Source organism: Pseudomonas spirodelae, from assembly GCF_034653255.1.
GTDB lineage: Bacteria > Pseudomonadota > Gammaproteobacteria > Pseudomonadales > Pseudomonadaceae > Aquipseudomonas > Aquipseudomonas spirodelae.
In genome coordinates, this window is record NZ_JAYEET010000013.1 from 18,292 (window position 1) to 41,372 (window position 23,081).

Here is a 23,081-nt window from a genome sequence, read left to right on the forward strand (position 1 = left end):
TGACCCTCATGACTGAACAATTGCTTGTTATCCCCGGTTATCAGGTGCATGGCCGCCTGGGCAAAGGCGGTATGGCCGAGGTTTACCTGGCCACCCAGGAGTCGCTGCACCGCAAGGTGGCGATCAAGGTGCTGTTAAGCACAGATGATCAAGCGTTCAGCCAGCGCTTTATCAAAGAGGGACATATCGTCGCGTCTTTGCACCACCCCTCGATCATCACCATCTATGACATCAATCAGCTGGCTGATGGTCGCCATTACCTGACCATGGAGTTCGTCGCCGGCGGTGATCTGGCGCAGCACAAAGGTGAAGTCTTCGAGCTGGCGCGCGCTTTGCGCATCGTGCGGCAGGTGGCCAGTGGCCTGGCGGTGGTGCATGACCAGGGCCTGGTGCACCGCGATATCAAGCCGGCCAATATCCTCTTTCGCACCGATGGCACGGCGGTGATCACCGACTTTGGGGTGGCCAAGGAAGTTGAACTGGATACCGACCTGACTCAGTTTGGTATCGCTGTCGGCAGCCCTTCCTACAGCAGCCCTGAGCAGGCGCAGTGTCAAGCGCTGGACGCGCGCAGCGATATTTACAGCCTGGGGGTGATCCTGCTGGAGATGCTCACCGGCACTAACCCCTACCGCGGCGCCAATTACACCCAGACGGTGATGAATCACCTGCAGATGGACGTGCCGCAACTGCCCGCGCCTCTCCAGGGCTACCAGTGGCTGCTCGAGCGCATGCTGGCGAAAGACCCGGATGAGCGCTTTGCTGACTGTAAAGTGTTGCTGGCCAGCCTGGACGAGCTGGCACAAGAGGACCCGGATAGTACGCTTATCGCCCCGGCGCTGAGCGTGCCTAAGCCAAGCAGGCGCAAAGGTGGGCGCAGTAAATTGTGGGTTGGGTTGCTGTTGGGGGTGTTGCTGTTAGCGGCGGCGAGCGCTGGCGGCTATCACCTGTATCAACAGACGCAGATCAGCGACTACCTGGCGCGCGCCGAGCAGCGTTTGCAAAGCGGCAATCTGCTGGAGCCGCCGCAGGACAACGCCGATTACCTGTTTCGTCAGGTCCTCACGCTTGATGCCGACAACCCGCTGGCGCTGGATGGGCTAAACCGTGTGCTGCAAGCACGGATCAACCAGTCTCTGCAGCTGGCTGAGCAGCGCCTGGCGGATCAACAGCTGCTATTGCCCGAAGATGACAGCGCGACGCACTACTTCCGTCAGGTGCTGGCTTGGGAGCCGGACAACCTGTTGGCCCTAGCCGGGATCAACCGGGTGGCGCAGCGCTATATCGCGCAAAGCGAGGCCGCCTATAAACGCCGCGAGTTCGCCTTGGCGCTGGCATTGGTGCAGCAGGGGCTGGAGGTGGAGCCGACTAACGAGGCGTTATTGCACCTGCTCGATGGCCATGAACAGCGTGTACGTCAGGCCCAGACTGCCCGGCGTAAGCCTGCAGCGACCCAGCAGACGGGGCCGGTTAATTCCGTCAAACGCTTGTGGAACAACCTATTTGAGTAAGTAACCCTGCTGGCATATTGCTAGCCGGCTGATTGGCAGGCAGCATGCGCGCCTCGCTTCGTTGGCACTTGCCGCTCATCCGGCTAACGCCAAGTAGCGCATGCGGTGCCCCGGTTTCCTGGCGGCTGTTTAACTGACTTTGGGGGAGTGCTGTAGATGCTCAAAATTCACTTCAGTGATAATCGTCAGGCCCCCATCTGGCTGGTCGACGAGCGTTTCACCATCGGCCAGGACAGCCGCAACAGCCTGGTGTTGGTGGACCCCAGCATCGGCTCATTTCATGCGGAGATTCGTCAGGATCATGGCTTCTATTACCTGACCGATGTCGGCAGCCTCGGCGGCTCTTTCGTCAACGACGAGCGCATCAATACGCGCTTCCAGTTGCGTGCCGATGACCGGCTGCGGCTGGGTTCGGTGGAGTTGCTACTGGTCGATCCGGCGCGCAGCAAGGCTAAAGCCGAGCAGGGTGCACGCTGGTACCTGCAGGTGATTCAGGGCGAGCACGAAGGCAAGAAATTCCATATCAACGGCTCCATGACCTTTGGCCGTTCAGTGAAATGCGAGCTGTGTTTCAGCGACCAGCAATTGTCGCGCCGCCACTGCGAGTTCTACCTCAAGGACAATGTGCTGGAGGTCAAGGACCTGGCGTCGGCCAATGGTCTGCAGGTCAACCAGCAAAAGGTCGCGACGGCGGTGTTGCAGCCAGGTGACCAGCTGAAGATGGGCTCGGTCAGCCTGCTGGTGATTGGGCCGAAAAGCACGGTGGCGCCCAGCGCGGACGAAGACGCCACGCTATTTATGCGCGCGGTGGACCTGCCCAAGCCGCTCAAGGCCGTCGCCATGTCCCGTTCAGCGAATAGCCATGCCAACCCACTGCGAACAGTCGCTCAGGCTAACCCGCTGCACACTGCGGCTAAGCCCGCCCGTGCGCCAAGTAGGCTGAATAAGCCGCTATTAGCGCTAGCGCTGGTGGTGATTGTGCTGGTCGCGGCAGCGGCTGTAGTTGTTGGCTAGCTCTGGTCACGCTCACCGCTGAGATTTTGCCGCGCACTGCCTGATTAGTGAGTGGGCTGACTTGATACGACAGTGCCAGGTAGCGGCCCAGGCGTTAGGCTATGGCTCTTTGCCCTGCTACCTGCGTCGGAGTCGCCGTGAAGCCATTGTTGCTGTTGCTATCTGCCTGTTGCTTGGCCTGTCAGCCGTTAAGCGCTCTGGCCTGGTCCAATCACTCGCTCGGCAGCCAGTTGGCGTTGCAGGCACTGCCGCAATTGCAGCGCACACTCAACTATCAGCCGTTGCAGGCGTTTCTCGATGATCAGGCGCCGGCCATTGAGCAGTTGCTGGATGAGCAGGAGGCCTTTGCCCGCGCGCACTTCCCCGATTACCCGGCGCGCCCAGATGCGTTGCGTTTTAGCGCCCTTGCGACGGCCGACAGGCGCAGCGCATTCCTGCATGCACTGCGGATTAATCCGCAGATTCGTCTGGCAGGCTTTGTCCAGCAATTGCCGGGGCAGGGGGATGAGGGGAGGGCGCGGCTGGCGGCTGAACAGGTGCTGGTATTTCGCAAGCTTGGCCCCTGGAGCCATTGGCGTTATCTGGCCTTGCAGCCGGGCGAGGCGGTAAGTGCAGTGCAGGTGCTCAGCAGTGCGGCTGATGAGCCGGACTATGGCCACGACATCAACCTGTTCAGCAACAACCCCGGCGAAGTCGGCGGGCAGTACAACTTTGGCGAGCAGCCGTTTGGTGATGCGCGCTTTGAGTACTCCTCCCAAGCCCCTTTCCATATCGGTTACTACCACGAGCCCGTGCTGGTATTTCAGGCGGCGCCCTACCTGCGGCGCACCCTGCCGCACTGGCGCATCTACCAGTACACCGGCCTGGCACGGCTGGCCCTGGCCAGCGGGCATGACTATTGGGGGTATCGTTTTCTCGGCTGGGCGCTGCACTACATGCAGGACCTGACCCAGCCCTATCACGCCAAGACCGTGCCGGGCTTCACCACGCCCGAACTGATGCTGATTGCCCTTAAAGGCGCTTTGGGCTATCCCGACGATCGTCTGGCCACCATTGCCCGTGTGGCGGACCGGCATACGGCTCTCGAGGAATACCAACTTCAGCGTATGCAGCAATTGATGGCGGAGCAGGCCGCCGCGCCACTGTTACAGGCTTATACACAGGCGCCGCGAGGCAGCTACCCCGCTTACTCAGCGGACTACGCGCAGCAGGTGGTGGCCGCCGAGTCGTACGCCAGCGCCGATGCCTTGGATGAAGTGATTGGCCAGTGGCTCGCACGCAAGCCGGTTGCCGCTGCAGGTTTCAGTGCGGGCAATCAGTTGGCTCCGGTTGCCGCCGACCCGCTGTTGGAGCACTTGCTGCAGGTGCTGTTTAAGCGGTTCGGCGCGCACAGCCGTGCGGTTGTGCAGGCCGCTTTGGCTCAACCATCTAGCGTTCCGGCGGCGCAGGAGTGAACCACAGCTCGCGGCGCTGCAAGGGCGTGGCGCCCGGCAAAAAAGGGTTTTGCAGCTCGATGACCTGACGCTTGTGCAGTTGCGCGCGCTGCAGGTCGGCTGCGAAATGCTCCTGGAACAGGCGCTCGAATGAACCATCGGCTATCGCCCGCTGCAAACCGAGGCGCACGGTTTGCGCCAGCTCTGGGCGTTGGCGCGAGAAGAAAAAATACATCGCGGCGGGGTAGTGCAGCAGCACATGCTGGTCGGCAACCAGCTGCTTGCTGCGTGGGTGCTTAAGCTCATCCCAGAGTTCGATCACCGAGCGCGGAAAGTAATCGAAGCGTTGCGCCTGGAGCATGTGAAAGAGGCTGCCGTAATTGGCCGAAATGGTGACAGGCAAGCCATTGCTGCGAAGAATGTCAGTGTCCGGCCAATCGTGCCCTTGACCGGCGGAGAACGGGCGCAGGTCGTTGAGCGTGCGTACATCCTTGAGCAGCTCGGCGCGGCTGCTGGGCAGCAGGGCAATGCGCCAGCCATACAAGCCCTTATCCAGCGGAATGCGTACAGGCAGCAGGCGTTGTTCGCGCTCACGGCTGGTCATGCTCCAGACCACATCGAGGCGCTCGTTATGCTCCAGGTTAACCAGTGCGCGCTCCTGCTCCATGCTGTAGTACGAGGGCTCCAGGCGCAGAGAGCTGCCGGCTTTTTCCAGCGCCAGTTGCAGTTGGGCCAGCTCATAGGAGGAGCGGAACTCGTCACCCTCGGTACGCCGGGGATAGTGAATAACGCCCGCATCATCGGCGTATAGCGGAGGCAGCAGGCTGAGCAGTAGCAGGCCTATAAGCCAGCGATAGAGGGCCTTTGCAGGCATCTTGTACATTATTATTGGCGTCCTTTCGGCATACAGGGTGGGCGGCCCACCGGTCTGTGCGGCGCACAGTATGCCAGCCTGTAGGACTATCGCTAGGCTTCAGTTGAAGGCGTTAGCGACTGCGTAAAAATTGCCCATAACCGTGTTTTTGTCCGAGGTCGCTGGCACATTCGCCATGCTGAAAGGCGATGCGCCCGTTAATCAGCACTGCATCCACTGCTGCGCCACGGTTGACCATGCGTTGCAAACCGCCGAAGGCTTCCATGGGCGCCTCCTGGTAGCTGGCCAGGGATTCATCCAGTGCGCTGGGGTCGATAATCACCAGGTCCGCCCGTGCGCCCTCGTAGAGCCTGCCTGCATCAATATCGAACCACTCACCCAGCTCGCCGGTCAGGCGCCAGATTGCGGTTTCGATCGGCATCACCGGCTGGCCGCGCAGCTCGGCATCGCGCACCAGCTTGAGCAGACGCACCCCGAAGTTGTAGAAGGCCATGTTGCGGATATGCGCGCCGGAGTCGGCAAAGCCGATCAGCGTGCTCGGTTCGCACACCAGTTTTTCCACCACCTCGGGGCGGTGGTTGGCGATCAGAGTGCGCCAACGCAGGCGCGGACCATGGGCCACCAGCAGGTCGAGAAACAGGTCGGCGGGGTGTTCATTGCGGGCCTTGGCCAGTTCGCCAACGCTTTTGCCGACCACGCTGGCGTCTGGGCAGTCGACAATCCACGCGTCGTCAAAGTCGCGGTGCCAGACCCGTGGGCCGAATTTCTTCTCCACATCCTGGCGAAAGCGTCGGCGGTAGTCCGGGTCTTGGAACAGCTGGCTGCGCAGGTCGTGGCTGGCTAAGTGCAGAGCGGCCTGGCCGGCGGGAAACTCCTCGAACACCACGAACTCCATGCCATCGGCATAGGTTTCGAAGGGTACCGGCAGGGTTTGCCAGCGAAAGTCGGCGCGGGTCAGGCGATTGATCCAGCGGGTGAGCGGGCCAAGCACAGGCGCGAGCCAAGGGTCGGCTTTGACGTCCATCAGGGTGATCAGGGTAGTCTTCAGCGGCTTGCGCCACCCACCGCCGATGCTGGCCCAGAGAAAGGCCAGCACATTGAGTTTGGTCACCAGGTTTGGCGCGCCCTGGTGGATGCGCCCGCGCCGCCGCAGGATCTTGTTCAGTCGCGCGTATTCGGCCCAGGGCGCATATACCGAGGGCAGGGATTTCGAGCGCTGGCGGTCGCCGTCGAGCTTGTCCCAGGGATTGGTCATGCTCGACAGGCCGAGTAGGCCGGCGTCCAGCGCCTCTTCCAGCAGGCGCTCCATCTGCTGCAGTTCGCGTTCACTGGGGCGCACCTTGGCATCGACGGCGCGTTCCAAACCCATGACGGCAACGCGCAGGTCGGAGTGGCCGAGAAAGGAGCAGACATTCGGCCCCAGCGGGTGTTGATCGAGAAAGGCGGCGAATTCGCTTGCGCTGTTCCACGTCTTGCGCGCCTGGAGCAACGGCAGCACATGTTCGCGCGGCACCGACTCGACGCGGGTGAACAGGTCGGAGCAGTCTTCCGGGCTGGACAGCACCATGCTGATCGAGCAGCTGCCGATCATCACGGTGGTCACGCCATGGCGCACGGATTCCTTGAGCGCGGGCGCCGCCACCAGTTCCGCGTCGTAATGGGTGTGCATGTCGATAAAGCCGGGCGTGACCCAGCGGTTGCTGGCGTCGATGACCTGGCCGCAGCCGCTTTCATCCAGAGCGCTGGCACTGATGCACGCCAATTTACCCTCACGGATGCCCAGGTGGCGCAGCACTCCCGGCGTGCCGCTGCCATCGAAAAACAGCGCATTCTTGATCAGCACATCGAACATTCGGCAGGCTCCTGGGCGAATAACATCAACCAGGCGAGCTTAGTCTGCCGAGCTCTGCGACTGTTAGGGTGTAAGTGAACAACCAACGGCTTATTCGGCCATGGTCGCTGCGCGACGTGTTAACCGGGGTTTAAGCGCTAAGGCGCCGGCGCTCGGCGCTGATCTCCGGGAGGTCAGCACGGCGCACGTAAACCCGCAGCGGCTCGCTGATAGCCAGACGGTCATCGATGTTCTGTTCCAGCAGCAGTTGCAGGCGCGCGCGGTCGAGGTTCATCAGCTCGCCTTCAAAGGTGCGCCAGACGAATTCGCAGGTGGGCGTGATGCTCTGTTCGAGCACGTCGAGACCAAAGGAGTCTTCAGAAAAACGTACGATGTAGCGCCCGGTCTTGGCATTGAAACCGACAAAACCCTGCAGTTGGTCGGCCGCCGCGCAGATGTGAGTAGAGGTGATGCCCATGAAGACCTCGTCGATGGCAGTTGGAGGGCGAACCCTCAGAAAGTCATCGGCATAGGCTAAAGCGCCAGGGGCGGAGCATCTTGCTCAGGGTCAATGGATAGGCTTGACGGTTAAGCCGCGCTCATTGGAGGGAGCGGCGAGCGTGTGTCGCTCGCCGGGTGCTGGCTCAGTCTTTGCGAGGGCTGGAGAATGCACTGACGGTGCCGAATGGCGAGCTGTGCATGTCCACCTTGACCGCCATCAGGGGGGAGTTGTTCACCCATACATCGTCGATCACGATGGTCTGACCGAGGTCGTCGTTATCGGCGGCCACGAGCAGGTAGTAGGTGCCATCTTCTGTGGCTTCACCGTCCCAGCTCAGGCTGATCTGCCCGATTGCTGTCGAGGCGTGCGAGGGTTTGTCGGCAATCACGGCGCCGTAGGCATCCAGCAACATGGCGCGCGGTTTCAGGGCGAACTTGCTCACGCCGAGGCAGGGCTTGTTGCACAGCGAGCGCACGTTAAGGGTGTAGCGTTCACCCTTCTTCAGCTGCAGGGAAAAGATCCGGTAGTTAGAGATCGAGCTGCCAAAGTCCAGGCGCGGTTCGTCGGCGCTAATCGGCCACTGCGGAGCCAGCAGGCCGGGGTCGAGCGGCAGCGGGATGGCTTTGCTGTTATGGATGGCCTCCAGGGTGCTTTTGGCCATTGGGCTGGTGCCCGCCACAACGTCTTGCTGGTAGACCGTCTGCGGGTTGCTGGCGCAGGCGCCGAGCAATAGGCACGCAGCCAGAGTGAGAATTTTGTGCACGGTAAAACTCCTGTGGGGCAACGTCCTTGTGTACACGCCGGGCGCTGATGGCGCGGCGGCCGGCGATTCTACTCGCTTTGTGGCGCGATGGGGCGGCGAATCGGCCCGTGCGCTGAACTGGGCGCGAACGCTGGCGCCGCTTATAGGCTCGCTGGGCGTCCTGCCCGGCGAGCCTGAGGCAACCGCTGAGTTAGCCGGAAAGCCCGACATAGACGTTCTGCACGTCATCATGGGCGTCGAGCGCTTCAAGAAACGCTTCGACTTCTTCGAGCTGTTCGGCCGTCAGGCTGCTGACCGGGTTTTTCGGCATATAGCCGAGCTTGGCCGCATTGACGCTAAAGCCGTGTTCCGGCAAGGCGCGGCATACGGCGTCGAGGTCTGTCGGCTCGGTGATAAACAGCGTGCCGCCTTCATCTGCCGGCTCAAAGTCTTGTGCACCGGCTTCAATCGCCGCCAACTCGGCATCGGCGTCGCCTTCTGGCGAGGCTTCGATCATGCCGACGTGGTCGAAATCCCAGGTCACCGAGCCGGATGCGCCCATCTGGCCCTTGCGGAATAGCACGCGTACTTCCGCCACGGTGCGGTTGATGTTGTCAGTCAGGCATTCGATGATCACTGGCACCTGATGCGGGGCGAAGCCCTCGTAAGTGGCCGCGTGATAGGTCACGGTATCGCCCAGCAGGCCGGCGCCTTTCTTGATCGCGCGGTCGAGGGTTTCCTTGGGCATCGAGGCTTTTTTTGCCTGGTGAATAGCCAAGCGCAACTTGGGGTTCAGGTCTGGATCAGCGCCGTTACGCGCGGCGATCATGATCTCTTTGACCAGCCGGCCGAAGATCTTGCCTCTGGCGTTGGCAGCGGCTTCTTTAGGTTTGGCTTTCCATTGTGCGCCCATGGGTGCTCTCTCGGTCTGTACAGTCGGATGAGTCGTGTGTCTGCGCAGGAAGTGGACGGCCAGACGAATTGTTGGGCCGACCGCCGGCAGGCTGGCTCAGGTCAGCTGCGGATTTTAGTCGGTCTGCGGTTCGCTGGCACCCCCTCAATGCAGCATGGGGGCGTCGAGGGGTGGTGCTCAGGCTATGGGGATAGTTGCTGCGTGCGTTGCAGTAAGTGCGGCGAACCTTTCCGGCTGTTATTCCACTTCTGGCAGAACGGTGGCCATCACCGCGCCAAAGGCGCCAAGCACTGACAGCAACAGAATGATCTGGCTGATTGTCATGACCGTACCCAGGGCTCCGGCGAAACCGAGCAGCAGCAGTATCAGGCCGATCAAGGTATTGCTCACCGCCACGTAATCGGTGCGGCGGTTGCCTTGCGCCAGGTCGACCAGATAAGTCTTACGGCCGATGCGCACGCCTTGGTGGGCAATGCTCAGGCCAAAGTAGAGTGCCGGCAGCATCCAGCCAATGGCCAGCCAGGTCGGTTGCAAACTGTCGAGCAGGTAGACCAGTAGGCCGAGGCCTGCGCTCAGCCCGGCCGCGAGGATCATCACCCGGCGGCTAGACACGTCGGCAAAGCGTCCCCACAGTGGTGCCGAGATCAGGCTGGCGGCGCCGCTGGCGAGCATGAACAGGCCCAGTGTACTGGCGGCCGAGCCGAGTTTCTGTTGGGCCAGCACCACGTAATACGGCGCGCTCAGGGCCGAACACAGCATCAGTGCGCGGGTTATGACGAAGCGTCGGAAGGGACGGTCGCTGCGCAGAATAGCGAGGCGCTTCAGCGCCTCGACTACGGCATTGCCACCGCCCTCGACCGCTCCTGGCTGCTCGCTGATGCGCGCGTAAATGGCCGCGGCGATCAGCCACAGTAGGCCTGCACCGGCCAGTAGCAGGCCGTAGGCTTGCGGTGGCAGTTGAGCCGTACTGCTGAACAACAGCATTAGGGCCAAAGCGACGGTGACCAGCCCGGCGGCGCTAGCCGACCAGCCGTTGACCTGGCCGCGTCGGGTTTTCGGGATGGTCTTGCCGAGTACATCTTTCGAGGCCACCGAACTCAAACCGCGAGCCAGGCTGAAGAGCACCAGCAGGCCAATGATCGCCCAGCCTGCTACCACGCCGTCCAGCGTCCACGCCACCAGACCGATGGCACCGACAGCGGCGGCTTGCATCAGGCTGCCCAGAACCCAGACCCATTTGCGCACGGCCACCGCGCGGATGTAGCTGGCGATAAACAGCTGTGGGATCAGCGAGCCAGACTCGCGGATTGGTACCAGAAAGCCGATCAGGTAAAGCGGCGCCTGCAGGGCTTCCATCACCCAGGGCAGCACCACCTTCGGGTTGGCCAGGGCGTCACCCAGTTTGCTGAAGAAGTGGCTGAGGATCATCAGCAAGAAGTTGCCCGGCACAGCGCGGCAGGCCTGCTCGTCGATATCGCTGCAGACCCGCGCATCCTCCTCATTGACCAGCTTGCTGTAGATGTTTGCGCTGAGACGGTTGCTGTCCATCGTCACTCCTCGCGAAAGTGGCGCCAGCGTGGCGCTGCAAACCGGCATGATGCCATCCCTGGGCAGGCGAATCGCTCAAGGCGGCGCTAGAAAAATGCGCCAATCGAGGGGGCGCGTTATGCGTGCAGTGCCACGAACAAGCTATTTCTTCATCTATGGACGACTGTGTGCCTGGATTCAGCTGTAACTGTAATGGGGGCCGGGCAGGCGCTGCTGGTTTAATGACCCTTTGCCTGTCAGGAGACCGCGTTATGTTACCCAAGGATCTACTGCTGGCCCTGGTGGTCATCATCGTCTGGGGCATGAATTTCGTGGTGATCAAGATCGGCCTGGATGACATGCCGCCGATGCTGTTGGGGGCACTGCGATTTTTGTTGGCGGCATTTCCTGCGGTGCTGTTTATCAAGCGTCCGCAGATCCCGCTGCGCTGGTTACTGGCCTATGGATTGACCATCTCGCTGGGGCAGTTCGCGTTTCTATTCTCGGCCATGTCGGTCGGCATGCCGGCCGGCTTGGCCTCGCTGGTGCTGCAGTCGCAGGCCTTCTTTACCCTGCTGTTCGCCGTGATGTTCCTCGGTGAGCGCTTTCGCCTGGCCAATCTGTTTGGTTTGTTGGTGGCCGCCTGCGGTTTGCTGCTGATTGGTTTGAAGGGCAATGGGCTGATGACGCTGGCCGGCTTTCTGCTGACGCTCTGCGCCGCCGCGATGTGGGCGCTGGGCAATATCGTCACGCGCAAGCTGGGTAAGGTGAATCTGGTGGGGTTGGTGGTGTGGGGCAGCCTGGTGCCGCCGCTGCCGTTTTTTGCGCTGTCTTGGCTGCTGGAAGGGCCGGCGGTGATCGAAACCGCGCTGCGCGCTATCAATCTGGATACGCTGCTGGTGCTGGCCTACCTGGCATTCGGCGCGACCATCCTCGGCTATGGCCTGTGGAGCCTCCTGCTGTCGCGCTATCCGGCCAGCCAGGTGGCGCCGTTTTCCCTGCTGGTGCCGGTGGTGGGGATTACCTCGGCGGCCGTGTTGCTCGATGAGCACCTGAGCACCCTGCAACTCGTGGGCGCGCTGCTGGTCATGCTCGGCTTGCTGCTGAATGTGTTTGGCGGCTGGCTGCAGGTGCGCTTACGCGCGCGACTGGGGTAGGGCGCTTAACGTTTGCCCATGGAGCGACGGGTGCCGCTGGGGGCTGCGCCGATCTTCTTTTCATGGGCGGATTTATTACCCTTTTGGTGCCAGGGTTGGTCATCGGCTTTACCGGATGCAGCCTTGGCGGCGCTAAACAGGGAGGCGAAGCCACGGGGTTTTTCCGGTGCTACAGCTGCATCGCTGGGCGGCAAGGTGCTGTCGGCAGTCTGAACGGCGAGAGTGGGTTCAGCGGCTGGGGAGTGGGTCATGGCAATGTCCGCGGGTGCGAGAGGAAAAGGCCGGCGAGTATACCTGGCTATGCCCCACGGCTTGCGACTGTTGATCAGCGCTATGGCGCCTGGCTGGCGCTGCGCGAAAACAGGCAGCTCGCTGGGCCTAGGCAGCCCAGCGAGTCGGCAGTATCAGTCCTGGCGGCTGGTCACTTCCAGCAGGTGATAACCGAACTGGGTTTTCACCGGGCCTTGCACCACGTTGACCGGGGCGCTGAACACTACGGTGTCGAATTCTTTAACCATCTGGCCTGGGCCAAACGAGCCAAGGTCGCCGCCGCTGCGGCTAGATGGGCAGCTGGAGTTGTCTTTGGCAACTTGGGCGAAGTCAGCACCGCCTTCGATTGCGGCTTTCAGTTCGTTGCACTTGTCTTCGCTGGCAACCAGGATGTGACGGGCAGTGGCGCGGGCCATGGGTGTTACTCCTAATAAATAAGCGGCAAAGCCTACCGCAAACATTGCGCTATTCAAACGTTGTCGCGGCGTCGTTTATCGGCTGGCCAATAAAAAAGGCTTACCCTCGGGGGGTAAGCCTTTTCCTGTACGGCGTTGTGACGCGTGTTTAGCTGCGTGGCTGGTCGGCCATGCAACCTGCCGCAGTAAACAGGACGTCAGTGGAGGAGTTCAGTGCCGTTTCCGCCGCGTCCTGCACGATGCCGATGATAAAGCCGACGGCCACCACCTGCATGGCCACATCGTTGGGAATGCCGAACAGGCTGCACGCCAGGGGGATCAGTAGCAGCGAGCCGCCGGCAACACCCGACGCGCCACAGGCGCTGATGGAGGCGAGCAAGCTCAGCAGCAATGCCGTCGGCAGGTCAACGACGATGCCCAGGGTGTTAACGGCGGCCAGGGTCAGCACGGTAATGGTGATAGCTGCACCTGCCATGTTGATGGTCGCGCCCAGCGGGATCGAGACTGAGTAAGTTTCTTTATGCAGGCCCAGGCGCTCACACAGCTGCAGGTTTACCGGGATGTTGGCGGCCGAGCTGCGGGTAAAGAATGCCGTCAGGCCGCTTTCACGCAGGCAGGTCAGTACCAGAGGGTAAGGGTTGCGACGGGTCTTGAAGTAGACAATCGCCGGGTTGCTGACCAAGGCCACAAACAGCATGCAGCCCACCAGTACCAGCAGCAGGTGCAGGTAGTCGAGCAGGGCCGACATACCGGACTCAGCCAGGGTGGCCGCCACCAGGCCGAAGACCCCGAGTGGCGCAAGGCGAATCACCAATTTAACAATGCTGGTCACCCCATTGGAGAGGTCGGCGAGCATCTGCTTGCTGGTTGGGCTGGCATGCCGGAAGGCAAAGCCCAGGGCGATGGCCCAGGCCAGGATGCCAATAAAGTTACCCTTCAGCAGCGCGTTGATCGGGTTGTCCACCACGTTCAGCAGCAGGGTCTTCAGCACTTCGCTGATGCCGCCGGGTGGCGACAACTCGGCGCTGTTACTGACCAGGGTCAGGCTTGAAGGAAAGGCATAGCTGGCGGCCACCGCAATCAGCGCAGCGCTGAAAGTGCCGATCAGGTACAGCATCAGAATGGGCTTGATGTGGGTTTGTTGGCCGTGTTGATGGTTGGCAATCGACGCCGCTACCAGCACGAACACCAGTACGGGGGCCACGGCTTTCAGCGCCGATACGAAGACGGTGCCAAGCAGGCTGACACTGGCCGCCGCATCAGGCAGGAACAGCGCAAGGGCGATACCCGCCAGCAAACCGATGGCAATTTGCAGCACCAGACTAGTGCGGTTGAGCAGGAGTAAAAGTGGGTGTTGAGCAGGGGACATTACGGGCATCTCTACTGGGCGGGCGGGCCTGCGATCTCTTCTATTGCCGACAGAGCTGGTAATCCCGGGCGGCTGGATGCATGGCGCGCAGTGCGCGTTACGAGGTTTTTCGCGGGGATAAAACAGGACCCCGCTGAAAAATAGCGCGCGACTTTAGCACAGCCGCCGTGGTTTACCTGCAGCGATGCATTGGCAGCCGCCCGGTGGCAGCTCTCTATCAACCAGCAGTCAGGCGGGCTAGGCTAGGGCTCCTTCAAGGTGCTGAGGTTTCTATGTCTGATGAATCTGTGGGTGAAGCGGCGATGCCCAGCTTGACCCTTGCCGAGGCGCGGGTCTTGGGTTGTTTAATTGAAAAGCAGTTAACCACTCCGGAAGCCTATCCCCTGACACTGAATGCCCTGGTGCTGGCCTGCAACCAGAAAACCAGCCGTGAGCCGGTGCTGAATCTAACTGCCGGGCAGGTCGGACAAGCGTTGCGCAGCCTGGAAGGGCGAGGAATGGCGCGCCTGGTGATGGGCAGCCGGGCGGATCGCTGGGAGCACCGCGTCGACAAGGCGCTGGAACTGGTAGCCGCTCAAGTGGTGTTGCTCGGCCTGCTCCTATTGCGCGGCCCGCAGACCCTGAATGAGTTGCTGACGCGCACCAGCCGTATGCATGATTTTGAGGATGTCGAGCAGGTGCAGCATCACCTTGAACGCCTGATCAGTCGTGAGCTGGCATGCCTGCTACCGCGTCAACCCGGGCAGCGTGAAGAGCGTTATATGCATGTGCTGGGCGACCCTGCTGATTTGCAGGCAGCGCTTGCGGCCAAGATCAATGAGCCAGGTCGGGCGTCGAGTAGCTCGTCGCAGGAAGGGCGAGTCGAAGCGCTGGAAGCGCGAGTCGCTGAGCTGGAGCAGCGCTTGGCACAGTTAGAAGCTGCCTTAAACGCCTAAAGCACCTCGTGAGTGCTTTAGGCGTAGGGGTATAGCCGGGTTTGGCTTAGCTTGTACGCTTTAACTGCTGCTGACGCTCGCTCAGGCGCTCAGCACCGCCTTCTGCCAGGCGCAGGCGGTCCATCTGGCGCTCATGTACTCGGTCAGCACCACCTTCGGCAACACGCAGGCGATCCTGCTGACGGTCACGGGTGCGCTCAGCGCCGCCCTCTGCCAGGCGCAGGCGATCCATCTGACGCTCATGTACGCGGTCAGCACCACCTTCGGCAACACGCAGGCGATCCTGCTGACGGTCACGGGTGCGCTCAGCACCGCCTTCTGCCAGGCGCAGGCGATCCGTCTGACGCTCAGGTACGCGGTCAGCGCCACCTTCGGCAACACGCAGGCGATCCTGCTGATGCTCACGGGTGCGCTCGGCGCCACCCTCGGTCTGTAGGTTGGCGCCAAAGCCCATCCGGCTTTTCACGTTGCTGTCCTGCATTTCACCCAGCAGTGGTTGCGGGTTGTTCTGCGGCAAAGCAACGGCATGGATGGACAGGCTGGCCAGGATTACGGCAGTGAGAATGTGCTTTTTCATGTTCAAGCTCCTCGTGAGAGCGGAGTGGTAAGTGAGTAGGGAGCTAATGATACGGATGAAAATTTGATGAAGAAGTGCAGGCCGTTCATGGTAATCATCGACATGATTGATAGTTGATATAAGTCTATTTAAATCAAATACTTATCTTGTTTTTTAAAGGTTTGGTTAGCGCTTTGAGTTTTGGGGTTGTGCGGTGGTTAATATCGATTTCATCGATTGTTTTGTGCGCCATAAACCCCGGCGCCAGGCAGTCAATGTGGCTTTGCTTGAAATATCGAACGACTGGTGCGTATTTTGTACGCCCTGCCGTCTGGCGATGGCTTCTTGCATTAATAAGGACAACAGCAAATGAGTACCCCCGAGCGCGCCGCCCTGGCTGAACTGTTGCGTGGTGTTGATGAGGTTGAGTGTGTGACACCTGATCTGAATGGTGTGCCGCGCGGCAAGGTGATGACGGTGGAGGGTTTTTTACAGGGGCGGCGCCTGCAGTTGGCGCGCGGGGTGTTGCTGCAGTGCATCATGGGCGGGTATCCGGCTGCGCGTTTCTACGGCAGTGATGATGGCGATCTGGCCTTGAATGCCGAGCCCACGCAGATTCATCGGCTGCCCTGGAGTGAAACGCCTCGGGCGTTGGCCATCTGCGATGCTGATGAGTTGGACGGGCGCAGCTCAGGCTTGTCGACCCGTGGGCTGCTCAAGCAGGTGATTGCACGCTATGCCAGCCATGGTTGGCAGCCGGTGGTGGCCACCGAGTTGGAGTTTTTTGTGTTTGCCCGCAATGCCGATCCGCTGCAGCCGTTTCAACCGCCGCTCGGGCTGGATGGTCGGCGCGAGGACGGTGGTTCGGCATTTAGCGTCAGCTCCAATAACGGTCTGCGGCCGTTTTTCCATGAGGTTTATCAGTGCATGTCGGCCCTGGGCTTGCCGCGCGATACCGTTATGCATGAGATGGGTGTCAGTCAGTTCGAGATCAACCTGCTGCACGGCGATCCGCTGCTGCTGGCTGATCAGACCTTCCTGTTTAAACACTTGCTCAAGGAAGTCGCGCTCAAGCATGGACTGAATGTGGTGTGCATGGCCAAGCCACTGGCGCATACACCGGGCAGCTCCATGCACATTCACCAGAGCGTGGTGGAGCAGGGCAGTGGGCAGAATATTTTCAGTGCAGCTGACGGCCAGGCGACGCCGGCGTTCTATCAGTTCATTGGTGGCCAGCAAGCGGCCATGGCTGACTTCACCCTGTTGTTTGCACCGCATGTAAATTCCTATCAGCGCCTTTGCCACCCTTATGCCTCGCCGAACAATGCCTGTTGGTCAGAGGATAATCGCGCTGCTGGGCTTCGTATTCCGGCCAGTGCGCCCATCGCCCGGAGAGTGGAAAACCGCTTGCCGGGTGCCGATGCCAACCCCTATCTGGCGCTTGCCGCCAGCCTGGCGGCCGGGCTTTACGGTATCGAACAACAGCTGCAACCCAGTGCGCAGATTCAAGGCGAGTTCGAGGTGCCAGATAATTTAACGCTACCCTGTACCATGCATGCTGCAATTGAGCGTCTCAAACGCAGTGAGTTGGCGCTGGCGTTATTCGGTAAAGAGTTCATCGATGGCTACATCGCCAGCAAGACCTTGGAGCTCACCAGTTTCTTTGATGAAATCACCCCGTGGGAGCGCCGTGTCTTGGCCGCTCACGCCTAGCAACTGGCCGCCGAACATCGCTCGGCGGCGCTATATGGAGTTACCTACCGCCTCATGACTTTGATCCTGAAATCATTCAGTTCGCTGTATTTCGCCACCTTATTGATGCTGTTGGGCTCGGGTTTGTTGAGTACCTACTTGGCGTTGCGTCTGGCGCAAACGGCAGATGGTTTATGGGTCGGGGCGCTGATGGCGGCTAACTACCTGGGCTTGGTGCTGGGTGGCAAACTGGGGCACCGATTGATCGCGCGGGTTGGTCATATTCGTGCCTATGTCGCTTGTGCGGGCGTGGTGACCGCCGCGGTACTTGGGCACGGCCTAAGTGACTGGCTTCCCAGCTGGTTGCTGCTGCGGGTGCTGGTCGGTCTGGGCATGATGTGCCAGTACATGGTGATCGAGAGCTGGCTCAACGAGCAGGCCGAAAACAGTCAGCGCGGCCAAGTGTTTGCCGGCTATATGGGGGCTTCCTACCTTGGTTTGATCCTCGGTCAGCTGGTGTTGGTCGTGCACCCGACACTCGGCCTCGAGCTGCTGATGTTGGTGGCGTTGTGCTTCGCCCTGTGCTTGGTGCCGGTGGCCCTGACCCGCAAATTACACCCCGCGCCTTTGCATCCAGCGCCGCTGGAAATGCGCTTTTTTATCGACCGCGTGCCCTTGTCGCTGACCGCCATCGTGGTTGCGGGGTTGTTGATTGGCGCTTTCTACGGCCTGGCGCCGCTGTATGGCACGCGCATGGGCTTATCCACTGAGCAGATTGGTCTGTTTATGGGCAGCTGCATCATCGCCGGCCTGGTGGTGCAGTGGCCATTGGGCTGGCTGTCCGACCGCCGTGACCGGGTTTATCTGATTCGTGCATGCGCCGCGTTGCTGGTTGTGGCGGCGTTGCCGTTGGCGCTTATGCCACAGGTGGGTCTGGTGCCTTTATTTGTGGGCGGTTTTGTCGTGTCGGCGCTGCAGTTCAGCCTCTACCCGCTGGCCGTGGCGCTGGCGAATGACCACGTTGAGGCCGAACGGCGGGTGTCCCTTACGGCCATGCTGTTGGTGACTTTTGGTATCGGGGCCAGTATCGGCCCGTTGCTGGCAGGCGTGCTGATGCGCTTTCTTGGGGCCAACATGCTGTATGCCTTCGTCAGCGTATGTGCTTTGATTCTGGTGCTGTGCGTAAGGCCTGCGAAGGTCACTAACTTGCACCAGGTTGACGATGCGCCGCTGCATCACATCCCGATGCCGGACAGCACCACCAGTTCGCCGTTGACGGCGGCGCTCGATCCGCGCGTAGATGAACACGTGGTGCAAGAGCAGATGCACGACCACAGCGCGGCGCAGGACGCCGAGCCTCAAGCTGAGCCGGCTGAGCGCGCATGACCACGTTGCTTAGTGTGGTAATCCCTGTGCGCAATGAGGCCCAGGCGCTGCCGGCTTTGCTCGACGATCTGGCAGCGCTGCGCGCTGCCGGCGCCGAAATAATTGTGGTCGACGCGGGCAGCAGTGATAGCACCTGTGAGTTGGCGCGCGGGCGGGTTGACCGGTTGCTCAGCACAGCCCCCGGCCGTGCGTTGCAGATGAATGCCGGCGCGCTTGCCGCTCAGGGTGACTACCTGTGGTTTGTGCATGCCGATACACGGGTCAGTGCCGCGTCAGTCAAACGGTTGCAGGAAGTACTTCACGAGCGGCCGCTGTGGGGGCGTTTTGATGTGCGACTGTCCGGGTCCGGCCTGGCGTTGTGGGTGATCGGCTGGATGATCAGTTTGCGTTCACGTCTCACCGGTGTCGCCTCGGGCGATCAGGGGATTTTTGTTGAGCGGGCACGCTTCGAGGCGTTGGGAGGTTATGCGCAGATCCCGCTGATGGAGGATTTGCAGCTGTGCCGCCGCTTGAAGGAGCAGGCCAGGCCACGTTGTTTGCGTCCGCCCTTATCGACGTCCAGCCGGCGCTGGGAGCAGCACGGAATCTGGCGTACCGTATTGTTGATGTGGTGCCTGCGTCTGGCCTATTACTGCGGTGTTAGCCCAGAAAAACTGGCTCGACAGTACCGCCGAGGATCAATCCTATGAACCTGTCGATCTCATTGCACATGCTGGCGCGCGCACCAGTCGCGGGACGCGTGAAGACCCGCATGATTCCTGCGTTGGGAGCTCAGGGTGCCTGTGACTTGCAACAGCTGTTGCTGGAGCGCGCCTTGCAGTTACCTGCTCATGGCTTTAGCGAGCGCTTTTTGTGGTTGGATGATTTGCCCAGCGCAGCGCTGCAAACGCTGGCGCAACGCCTTGGTTGGACCTTGGTCGAGCAGCCTGCTGGTGATTTGGGTGAGCGCATGCGGCGCATTGCCACCTTGGGGTTGGCGGAGAGTGATGCGGTGATCCTGATCGGCAATGACTGTCCCGCGCTCGACGGCGATTATCTGCAGCAAGCCTGCAGTGCGTTGCAGCAGCAGTCTGTGGTGATTGGTCCGGCCGAAGATGGCGGTTATGTGCTGCTGGGGTTACGCAGCATGCACGCCACCTTGTTCTGTGACATGCCGTGGGGGACCGAGCGGGTCTTCAATATGACGCTGCAACGCTTGCAGCAGCTGGACTGGCATCCGGCGCTGCTGCCTGCGTTGTGGGACGTGGACCGGCCCGAGGATCTGTCGCGCCTGGCGGCGCTGAACATCTCCCTCTAGGCCGTTAGAACAGCCCGTCGCTTTCGAAGCGGCGTGCTTCGCGTTGTAACTGGTAGACGAAGCGCTCGACTAACCGCTGCTCCTGGCCGCCGATGCGATGAAAGCGTGCGCCAATAAAGGTGGTGTCCAGCTTCTCGTCATACAGCACATGCCGCACTTCTAGGGGGGTGGTCATGGCGCCGAACGGAAATCTTGCCGTAAAGCGTTCATACACCTGGCCGGCTTGCAGGTTGCTGCCAAGGCTGCCGGGAAAGCGCAGCTTGCAGCCGGTTGCTGATATATCCAGTAGTTCGCCAGCTAGCGTGGTGCGCAGTTTGTCACCGGCTAACTCGACCTTGATCGCTTCGCTCTGCTTGAGCGGTGCACGAAAGGCGCCACGGCGTTGGTGGTAGGTCATTTCAGGCGGCATCGGGCTGAAATAGCAGCGTGCCCCTTGATGCTCAGTAATGCGCACGCTCTGCTCGCATTGCCAGGCCACGCGCACACCTTCGTGGAACGCTTCCACAGAGAAGGCTTCGCCATTAACTAAGTAGCGCTCACCATCGCTCGGCATCAACTCATCAAGAATCAGCAGGTTTTTGTCGCGATCAACCTCGATCACATAGCTCTGAAAGCGTTGATTGCGTTCATGGAAGGTGATGATCAGTGGGTCATTGGCTTGTTGCAGTTGGCGCAGGTTGGCAACTATTTCCACCAGTGCCTTGAGCACCTTGGGTGGCTGCGGGCCATCTTCCTGGCTAAAGGGGCTGGACACGGTCCGTAACTCTCCGGGCAAATGCTGTGGCGCTAGAGTACTGGCTATATGACAGTAAGTCTCTTATGCCTTTTATGGTTTAGGCCTGGCTGAGTGGGCGTTGCTGGCCGGTTCTAGCGGCACCGCCACGGCTGTCATAGAGGCTGGGTGTTTCGTTGCCGCGCAGAATACCCAGCATGCTGTTGGCCGAGGCCTGGCTGGAGCGAATCAGTCGACCATTACGCAGGTTGGCGGTCTGGCAGCGTTCGAGTAGGGCGCTAAGCTGATCGCCGCGCTCCAGCAGCAGTTCGCCATGACTGGATTGCGCGGCAAGTGCCTGTAAACCTTTACGGTCAGGGCTGAGGTTGAGGCTGATGAGCAGTTGGCTACGTTCTTTGCCGTGCTGGTCGAGCAGCGTCAGCAACGGCAGCTTGTCGGTCAGTATGCTCTGCAGACGGGGGAGGTCCCGATCACTGAGGGCTTGGAATTCAGTGTCGATTAATTCAAGCAACTGCTCGGCGGTGCCGATATCAGTGGTGAACAGTTCAAGCAGGTTGGTGTCTTGCATTGCGGGCTCTTCGGGGTAATAGACGCTTCAGTGCGTAGCATGAAGTGCCTATTGGGCGACCAATTACCCCAGCATAGCCCGGAGACTAACGCTGGGATTCGAAATTAAGCAGTTTACTGGCGACGCGCTGGTTATCGATCTGGTAGCTGCCGTCTTCAATCGCCTGTTTCAATTTGGCGACGCGTTCGTTATCGACGCTAGGTTGATCGCGCAGCTTTTCGCTGACTTGCTGCAGCTGCTGGGCCTCGCGGCTCAGCTGGACGGACTCACCGCTCTTGTCAGTGGGTTTCGCTTGTTCGGCGCTGGCTGCGTTGCCAGGTTGTTTAGTGCCGATGGCTTGGTTCTGGCCGCCTGCTTGTGCACTGCCCGCCCGCCCTGAATTGGCTGGCGTTGCGGCATTGTTGAGCCGGTTGATATCAATGACCATGATGCAAAACCTCGAACAGTATGTGGACGCTTGCCTTGTTGTCGGCATTGCCTGGGAAAACTTTAGGGCAAAAGTGTGCGTCAGCTAACAGTCTAAACACAGTGCGGATAATCGTCAGCTCACTGTGCACACAAAGCTAAAACAAACAGCCATGCCTACATGGCCACCTCAACCTGTCCAGGCCCCACTACACGGGCCCTGATCACACGATTAGAGCGTTGGTTACGCACCCGAATCTGCCGACCGACTGTGCCGTCCGACAAGGCTTCACCGGGCATACGCACGCTGATGCCCGCGCTGCGAGCGCTGATAATCACCTGGTCGCCTTTGCGTATGGCCTCGGCAATTTGTACATGAATCGGTGCCAGCACTTGGTCCGGCAGCACTGGGCGCGTCAATTTCTTGCCGATAGCCTGCTCAAGTGCGGTGAGATAACCCTGATTCAGCAGGCCGACATCCCGCTCGCCCAGCACAATATCGGTATCAGTCAGCAAACTGTCGCGTTTCAGCGGGCGATTAACAATCACCACTTCGCGGTATAGGCGTACTTGCCCGGGGACAAATACCATCCATGGCGCATCACTGTCGCAGCGCACGCGCAGCGTCACCCGGCCAATCGGTTCGGCAGGGCTTTCCAGTGTGGTGGTCAACGGCTGTGCGCACAGCGGGAGGCGCAAGCGGGGGTCGAGCCGGTTAATTTGAATCTCATGGCGGCCGGCAATGTTGCCACGTTTTAAATAATCACTCACCGCTTGCTCAAGAAACGCTTCGCCAGCGCCGATAAGTTGTTCAGGTAGCGTGGCGCTGGCCGCGGCCAATGCGCTATAGCCGAGTACCAGCAAAGCGGGTACAACTGCCAGCCAGTGACGGTGCTTTGGCAATGGGCGTCGGTTAGTTGTCGTTTGAATGTTCATATGGGTTGGGTAGCAAGGCGCGTGCCGCCTGCTACGCTGACAGCAAATTGTTACTCAAAGAGGAGTTTGGGTATGGCCGGTGTGATGGATTCGGTTAACCAGCGAACTCAGTTGGTTGGGCAGAATCGCTTGGAGTTGTTGCTGTTCCGTCTAAACGGCAACCAGTTATATGGGATAAACGTGTTCAAGGTGAAGGAGGTGCTGCAGTGCCCCAAACTCACCATCATGCCGAGATCGAGCCCCGTTGTTCGTGGTGTAGCCAGCATCCGGGGCGGCACTATTCCAATTCTTGATTTGTCCATGGCGACCGGCAGTGCGCCGCTGGCCAATATCGACAACAGCTTTGTCATCATCACGGAATACAACACCAAGGTTCAGGGCTTTTTGGTTCATTCGGTTGAGCGCATCGTCAACATGAACTGGGAGTCGATTCATCCGCCACCCAAGGGCACCGGGCGCGATCACTACCTGACGGCCGTTACCCATCTGGACGACAAGATGGTTGAAATTATCGACGTCGAGAAAATTCTCGCCGAGGTAGCGCCAACATCAGAAGTCATCTCCGAAGGTGTTTTGGACGCTCAGACACAGGCGCGTGCGGTGACCAAGCGCGTGCTGACCTGCGACGACTCATCGGTGGCGCGCAAGCAGGTAACCCGTTGTCTGGAAACCGTGGGCGTTGAGGTTGTAGCGCTGAATGACGGTCGTCAGGCGTTGGAATATCTGAAGGCGATGGTGGAAGAAGGCAAAAATCCTGCAGAGGAGTTTTTGATGCTGATTTCCGACATCGAGATGCCGGAAATGGATGGCTACACGCTGACGGCGGAGATCCGCGCTGATCCGCGTATGCAAAAGCTGCACATCATCCTGCATACTTCGTTATCGGGTGTGTTTAACCAAGCTATGGTGAAGAAGGTGGGCGCGGATGATTTCCTCGCAAAGTTTCGCCCGGATGACTTGGCAGCACGGGTAGCTGACCGCATCAATATTGCGGCAGGGGACTGAGGGCCAGGC

Annotated in this window: 24 protein-coding genes; 10 read left to right on the forward strand and 14 right to left on the reverse strand. The window is 60.3% G+C overall.

Annotated features, from left to right (window positions below; translation table 11 throughout):
• The first annotated feature begins 8 nt into the window (after nucleotides 1-8).
• From SOP97_RS05090 to SOP97_RS05100, 3 genes are all read left to right on the forward strand, one after another.
• Entirely contained in the window at nucleotides 9-1,511 is a 1,503-nt protein-coding gene (locus tag SOP97_RS05090) for a serine/threonine-protein kinase (RefSeq protein WP_322948456.1), read from the forward strand.
• 156 nt (nucleotides 1,512-1,667) lie between these two features.
• A complete protein-coding gene (locus SOP97_RS05095) occupies nucleotides 1,668-2,525 on the forward strand; it encodes an FHA domain-containing protein (protein ID WP_274086850.1) in 858 nt (285 codons plus the stop codon).
• Between the two features lie 137 nt (nucleotides 2,526-2,662).
• Nucleotides 2,663-3,979, forward strand: coding sequence for a phospholipase C/P1 nuclease family protein (locus SOP97_RS05100; protein WP_411912025.1), 1,317 nt, complete (start codon nucleotides 2,663-2,665; stop codon nucleotides 3,977-3,979).
• Here the strand turns inward: SOP97_RS05100 and SOP97_RS05105 are convergent.
• The 6 genes from SOP97_RS05105 to SOP97_RS05130 all read right to left on the reverse strand — a co-directional run bounded on the left by SOP97_RS05105 (nucleotide 3,954) and on the right by SOP97_RS05130 (nucleotide 10,368).
• A complete protein-coding gene (locus tag SOP97_RS05105; RefSeq protein ID WP_322948457.1) occupies nucleotides 3,954-4,841 on the reverse strand; it encodes a hypothetical protein in 888 nt (295 codons plus the stop codon). The two genes, SOP97_RS05100 and SOP97_RS05105, sit on opposite strands and share 26 nt — an antisense overlap.
• 103 nt (nucleotides 4,842-4,944) lie before the next feature.
• The gene (locus SOP97_RS05110) at nucleotides 4,945-6,684 is read right to left on the reverse strand and encodes an N-acyl-D-amino-acid deacylase family protein (protein ID WP_322948458.1); all 1,740 of its coding nucleotides are present in this window, start codon (nucleotides 6,682-6,684) and stop codon (nucleotides 4,945-4,947) included.
• 130 nt (nucleotides 6,685-6,814) lie between these two features.
• Complete coding sequence (locus tag SOP97_RS05115; RefSeq protein WP_322948459.1) at nucleotides 6,815-7,141, reverse strand: DUF2025 family protein; 327 nt, start codon at nucleotides 7,139-7,141, stop codon at nucleotides 6,815-6,817.
• Nucleotides 7,142-7,307: 166 nt separating this feature from the next.
• Nucleotides 7,308-7,928, reverse strand: a complete 621-nt coding sequence (locus SOP97_RS05120; protein WP_274086846.1) for a hypothetical protein — start codon at nucleotides 7,926-7,928, stop codon at nucleotides 7,308-7,310.
• Between the two features lie 190 nt (nucleotides 7,929-8,118).
• A complete protein-coding gene (locus SOP97_RS05125; protein WP_274086845.1) occupies nucleotides 8,119-8,820 on the reverse strand; it encodes a YebC/PmpR family DNA-binding transcriptional regulator in 702 nt (233 codons plus the stop codon).
• 237 nt (nucleotides 8,821-9,057) lie between these two features.
• Entirely contained in the window at nucleotides 9,058-10,368 is a 1,311-nt protein-coding gene (locus SOP97_RS05130; protein ID WP_274086844.1) for an MFS transporter, read from the reverse strand.
• A gap of 251 nt (nucleotides 10,369-10,619) precedes the next feature.
• Here SOP97_RS05130 and SOP97_RS05135 point away from each other — a divergent pair, with 251 nt between their 5' ends.
• Nucleotides 10,620-11,504, forward strand: a complete 885-nt coding sequence (locus tag SOP97_RS05135) for an EamA family transporter (protein WP_274086843.1) — start codon at nucleotides 10,620-10,622, stop codon at nucleotides 11,502-11,504.
• A gap of 5 nt (nucleotides 11,505-11,509) precedes the next feature.
• On the opposite strand, the gene SOP97_RS05140 is transcribed toward SOP97_RS05135, so the two are convergent.
• From SOP97_RS05140 to sstT, 3 genes are all read right to left on the reverse strand, one after another.
• Entirely contained in the window at nucleotides 11,510-11,755 is a 246-nt protein-coding gene (locus SOP97_RS05140; RefSeq protein WP_274086842.1) for a hypothetical protein, read from the reverse strand.
• A 153-nt stretch (nucleotides 11,756-11,908) separates the two neighbouring features.
• Complete coding sequence (locus SOP97_RS05145) at nucleotides 11,909-12,190, reverse strand: peptidylprolyl isomerase (RefSeq protein WP_274086841.1); 282 nt, start codon at nucleotides 12,188-12,190, stop codon at nucleotides 11,909-11,911.
• Between the two features lie 148 nt (nucleotides 12,191-12,338).
• Nucleotides 12,339-13,559 (reverse strand): serine/threonine transporter SstT, encoded by a 1,221-nt coding sequence (gene sstT, locus SOP97_RS05150; protein ID WP_322948460.1) that lies wholly within the window; start codon nucleotides 13,557-13,559, stop codon nucleotides 12,339-12,341.
• A gap of 272 nt (nucleotides 13,560-13,831) precedes the next feature.
• Between sstT and SOP97_RS05155 the strand changes: the two genes are divergently transcribed.
• Entirely contained in the window at nucleotides 13,832-14,494 is a 663-nt protein-coding gene (locus SOP97_RS05155; protein WP_322948461.1) for a YceH family protein, read from the forward strand.
• Between the two features lie 46 nt (nucleotides 14,495-14,540).
• Here the strand turns inward: SOP97_RS05155 and SOP97_RS05160 are convergent, their stop codons facing one another.
• A complete protein-coding gene (locus SOP97_RS05160) occupies nucleotides 14,541-15,071 on the reverse strand; it encodes a phage infection protein (protein WP_322948462.1) in 531 nt (176 codons plus the stop codon).
• Nucleotides 15,072-15,521: 450 nt separating this feature from the next.
• Here SOP97_RS05160 and SOP97_RS05165 point away from each other — a divergent pair, with 450 nt between their 5' ends.
• The 4 genes from SOP97_RS05165 to SOP97_RS05180 are packed head-to-tail and all read left to right on the forward strand — an operon-like array spanning nucleotide 15,522 to nucleotide 19,425.
• Complete coding sequence (locus tag SOP97_RS05165) at nucleotides 15,522-16,763, forward strand: glutamine synthetase family protein (protein WP_322948616.1); 1,242 nt, start codon at nucleotides 15,522-15,524, stop codon at nucleotides 16,761-16,763.
• Between the two features lie 54 nt (nucleotides 16,764-16,817).
• The gene (locus tag SOP97_RS05170) at nucleotides 16,818-18,128 is read left to right on the forward strand and encodes an MFS transporter (RefSeq protein ID WP_322948463.1); all 1,311 of its coding nucleotides are present in this window, start codon (nucleotides 16,818-16,820) and stop codon (nucleotides 18,126-18,128) included.
• Complete coding sequence (locus SOP97_RS05175; RefSeq protein ID WP_322948464.1) at nucleotides 18,125-18,817, forward strand: TIGR04283 family arsenosugar biosynthesis glycosyltransferase; 693 nt, start codon at nucleotides 18,125-18,127, stop codon at nucleotides 18,815-18,817. The genes SOP97_RS05170 and SOP97_RS05175 overlap by 4 nt, the downstream gene beginning before the upstream one ends.
• Nucleotides 18,814-19,425 (forward strand): TIGR04282 family arsenosugar biosynthesis glycosyltransferase, encoded by a 612-nt coding sequence (locus SOP97_RS05180; protein ID WP_322948465.1) that lies wholly within the window; start codon nucleotides 18,814-18,816, stop codon nucleotides 19,423-19,425. The genes SOP97_RS05175 and SOP97_RS05180 overlap by 4 nt, the downstream gene beginning before the upstream one ends.
• Nucleotides 19,426-19,429: 4 nt before the next feature.
• On the opposite strand, the gene SOP97_RS05185 is transcribed toward SOP97_RS05180, so the two are convergent.
• The 4 genes from SOP97_RS05185 to flgA form a co-directional block, all read right to left on the reverse strand.
• The gene (locus SOP97_RS05185) at nucleotides 19,430-20,179 is read right to left on the reverse strand and encodes a flagellar brake protein (protein ID WP_322948466.1); all 750 of its coding nucleotides are present in this window, start codon (nucleotides 20,177-20,179) and stop codon (nucleotides 19,430-19,432) included.
• A 79-nt stretch (nucleotides 20,180-20,258) separates the two neighbouring features.
• Complete coding sequence (locus SOP97_RS05190) at nucleotides 20,259-20,726, reverse strand: flagella synthesis protein FlgN (protein ID WP_322948467.1); 468 nt, start codon at nucleotides 20,724-20,726, stop codon at nucleotides 20,259-20,261.
• Nucleotides 20,727-20,811: 85 nt separating this feature from the next.
• Entirely contained in the window at nucleotides 20,812-21,153 is a 342-nt protein-coding gene (gene flgM, locus SOP97_RS05195) for a flagellar biosynthesis anti-sigma factor FlgM (RefSeq protein ID WP_322948468.1), read from the reverse strand.
• A gap of 155 nt (nucleotides 21,154-21,308) precedes the next feature.
• On the reverse strand, nucleotides 21,309-22,067 hold the full coding sequence (flgA, locus tag SOP97_RS05200; protein WP_322948469.1) for a flagellar basal body P-ring formation chaperone FlgA: 759 nt from the start codon (nucleotides 22,065-22,067) through the stop codon (nucleotides 21,309-21,311).
• Between the two features lie 72 nt (nucleotides 22,068-22,139).
• On the opposite strand from flgA, the gene SOP97_RS05205 reads away from it, so the two are divergent.
• Nucleotides 22,140-23,072 carry a chemotaxis protein CheV gene (locus tag SOP97_RS05205; protein WP_274086830.1) on the forward strand — a complete coding sequence of 311 codons (933 nt, stop codon included), beginning with the start codon at nucleotides 22,140-22,142 and terminating at the stop codon, nucleotides 23,070-23,072.
• Nucleotides 23,073-23,081: the final 9 nt, after the last annotated feature.

Excerpts from the sequence above, each read along its gene's own strand:
- SOP97_RS05090 (WP_322948456.1), top strand. The coding sequence starts at position 9 with ATGACTGAACAATTGCTTGTTATCCCCGGTTATCAGGTGCATGGCCGC.
- SOP97_RS05095 (WP_274086850.1), top strand. The coding sequence starts at position 1,668 with ATGCTCAAAATTCACTTCAGTGATAATCGTCAGGCCCCCATCTGGCTG.
- SOP97_RS05105 (WP_322948457.1), bottom strand. The coding sequence starts at position 4,841 with ATGTACAAGATGCCTGCAAAGGCCCTCTATCGCTGGCTTATAGGCCTG.
- SOP97_RS05110 (WP_322948458.1), bottom strand. The coding sequence starts at position 6,684 with ATGTTCGATGTGCTGATCAAGAATGCGCTGTTTTTCGATGGCAGCGGC.
- SOP97_RS05115 (WP_322948459.1), bottom strand. The coding sequence starts at position 7,141 with ATGGGCATCACCTCTACTCACATCTGCGCGGCGGCCGACCAACTGCAG.
- SOP97_RS05125 (WP_274086845.1), bottom strand. The coding sequence starts at position 8,820 with ATGGGCGCACAATGGAAAGCCAAACCTAAAGAAGCCGCTGCCAACGCC.
- SOP97_RS05130 (WP_274086844.1), bottom strand. The coding sequence starts at position 10,368 with ATGGACAGCAACCGTCTCAGCGCAAACATCTACAGCAAGCTGGTCAAT.
- SOP97_RS05135 (WP_274086843.1), top strand. The coding sequence starts at position 10,620 with ATGTTACCCAAGGATCTACTGCTGGCCCTGGTGGTCATCATCGTCTGG.
- SOP97_RS05140 (WP_274086842.1), bottom strand. The coding sequence starts at position 11,755 with ATGACCCACTCCCCAGCCGCTGAACCCACTCTCGCCGTTCAGACTGCC.
- SOP97_RS05145 (WP_274086841.1), bottom strand. The coding sequence starts at position 12,190 with ATGGCCCGCGCCACTGCCCGTCACATCCTGGTTGCCAGCGAAGACAAG.
- sstT (WP_322948460.1), bottom strand. The coding sequence starts at position 13,559 with ATGTCCCCTGCTCAACACCCACTTTTACTCCTGCTCAACCGCACTAGT.
- SOP97_RS05155 (WP_322948461.1), top strand. The coding sequence starts at position 13,832 with ATGTCTGATGAATCTGTGGGTGAAGCGGCGATGCCCAGCTTGACCCTT.
- SOP97_RS05160 (WP_322948462.1), bottom strand. The coding sequence starts at position 15,071 with ATGAAAAAGCACATTCTCACTGCCGTAATCCTGGCCAGCCTGTCCATC.
- SOP97_RS05165 (WP_322948616.1), top strand. The coding sequence starts at position 15,522 with ATGACGGTGGAGGGTTTTTTACAGGGGCGGCGCCTGCAGTTGGCGCGC.
- SOP97_RS05170 (WP_322948463.1), top strand. The coding sequence starts at position 16,818 with ATGACTTTGATCCTGAAATCATTCAGTTCGCTGTATTTCGCCACCTTA.
- SOP97_RS05175 (WP_322948464.1), top strand. The coding sequence starts at position 18,125 with ATGACCACGTTGCTTAGTGTGGTAATCCCTGTGCGCAATGAGGCCCAG.
- SOP97_RS05180 (WP_322948465.1), top strand. The coding sequence starts at position 18,814 with ATGAACCTGTCGATCTCATTGCACATGCTGGCGCGCGCACCAGTCGCG.
- SOP97_RS05190 (WP_322948467.1), bottom strand. The coding sequence starts at position 20,726 with ATGCAAGACACCAACCTGCTTGAACTGTTCACCACTGATATCGGCACC.
- flgM (WP_322948468.1), bottom strand. The coding sequence starts at position 21,153 with ATGGTCATTGATATCAACCGGCTCAACAATGCCGCAACGCCAGCCAAT.
- flgA (WP_322948469.1), bottom strand. The coding sequence starts at position 22,067 with ATGAACATTCAAACGACAACTAACCGACGCCCATTGCCAAAGCACCGT.
- SOP97_RS05205 (WP_274086830.1), top strand. The coding sequence starts at position 22,140 with ATGGCCGGTGTGATGGATTCGGTTAACCAGCGAACTCAGTTGGTTGGG.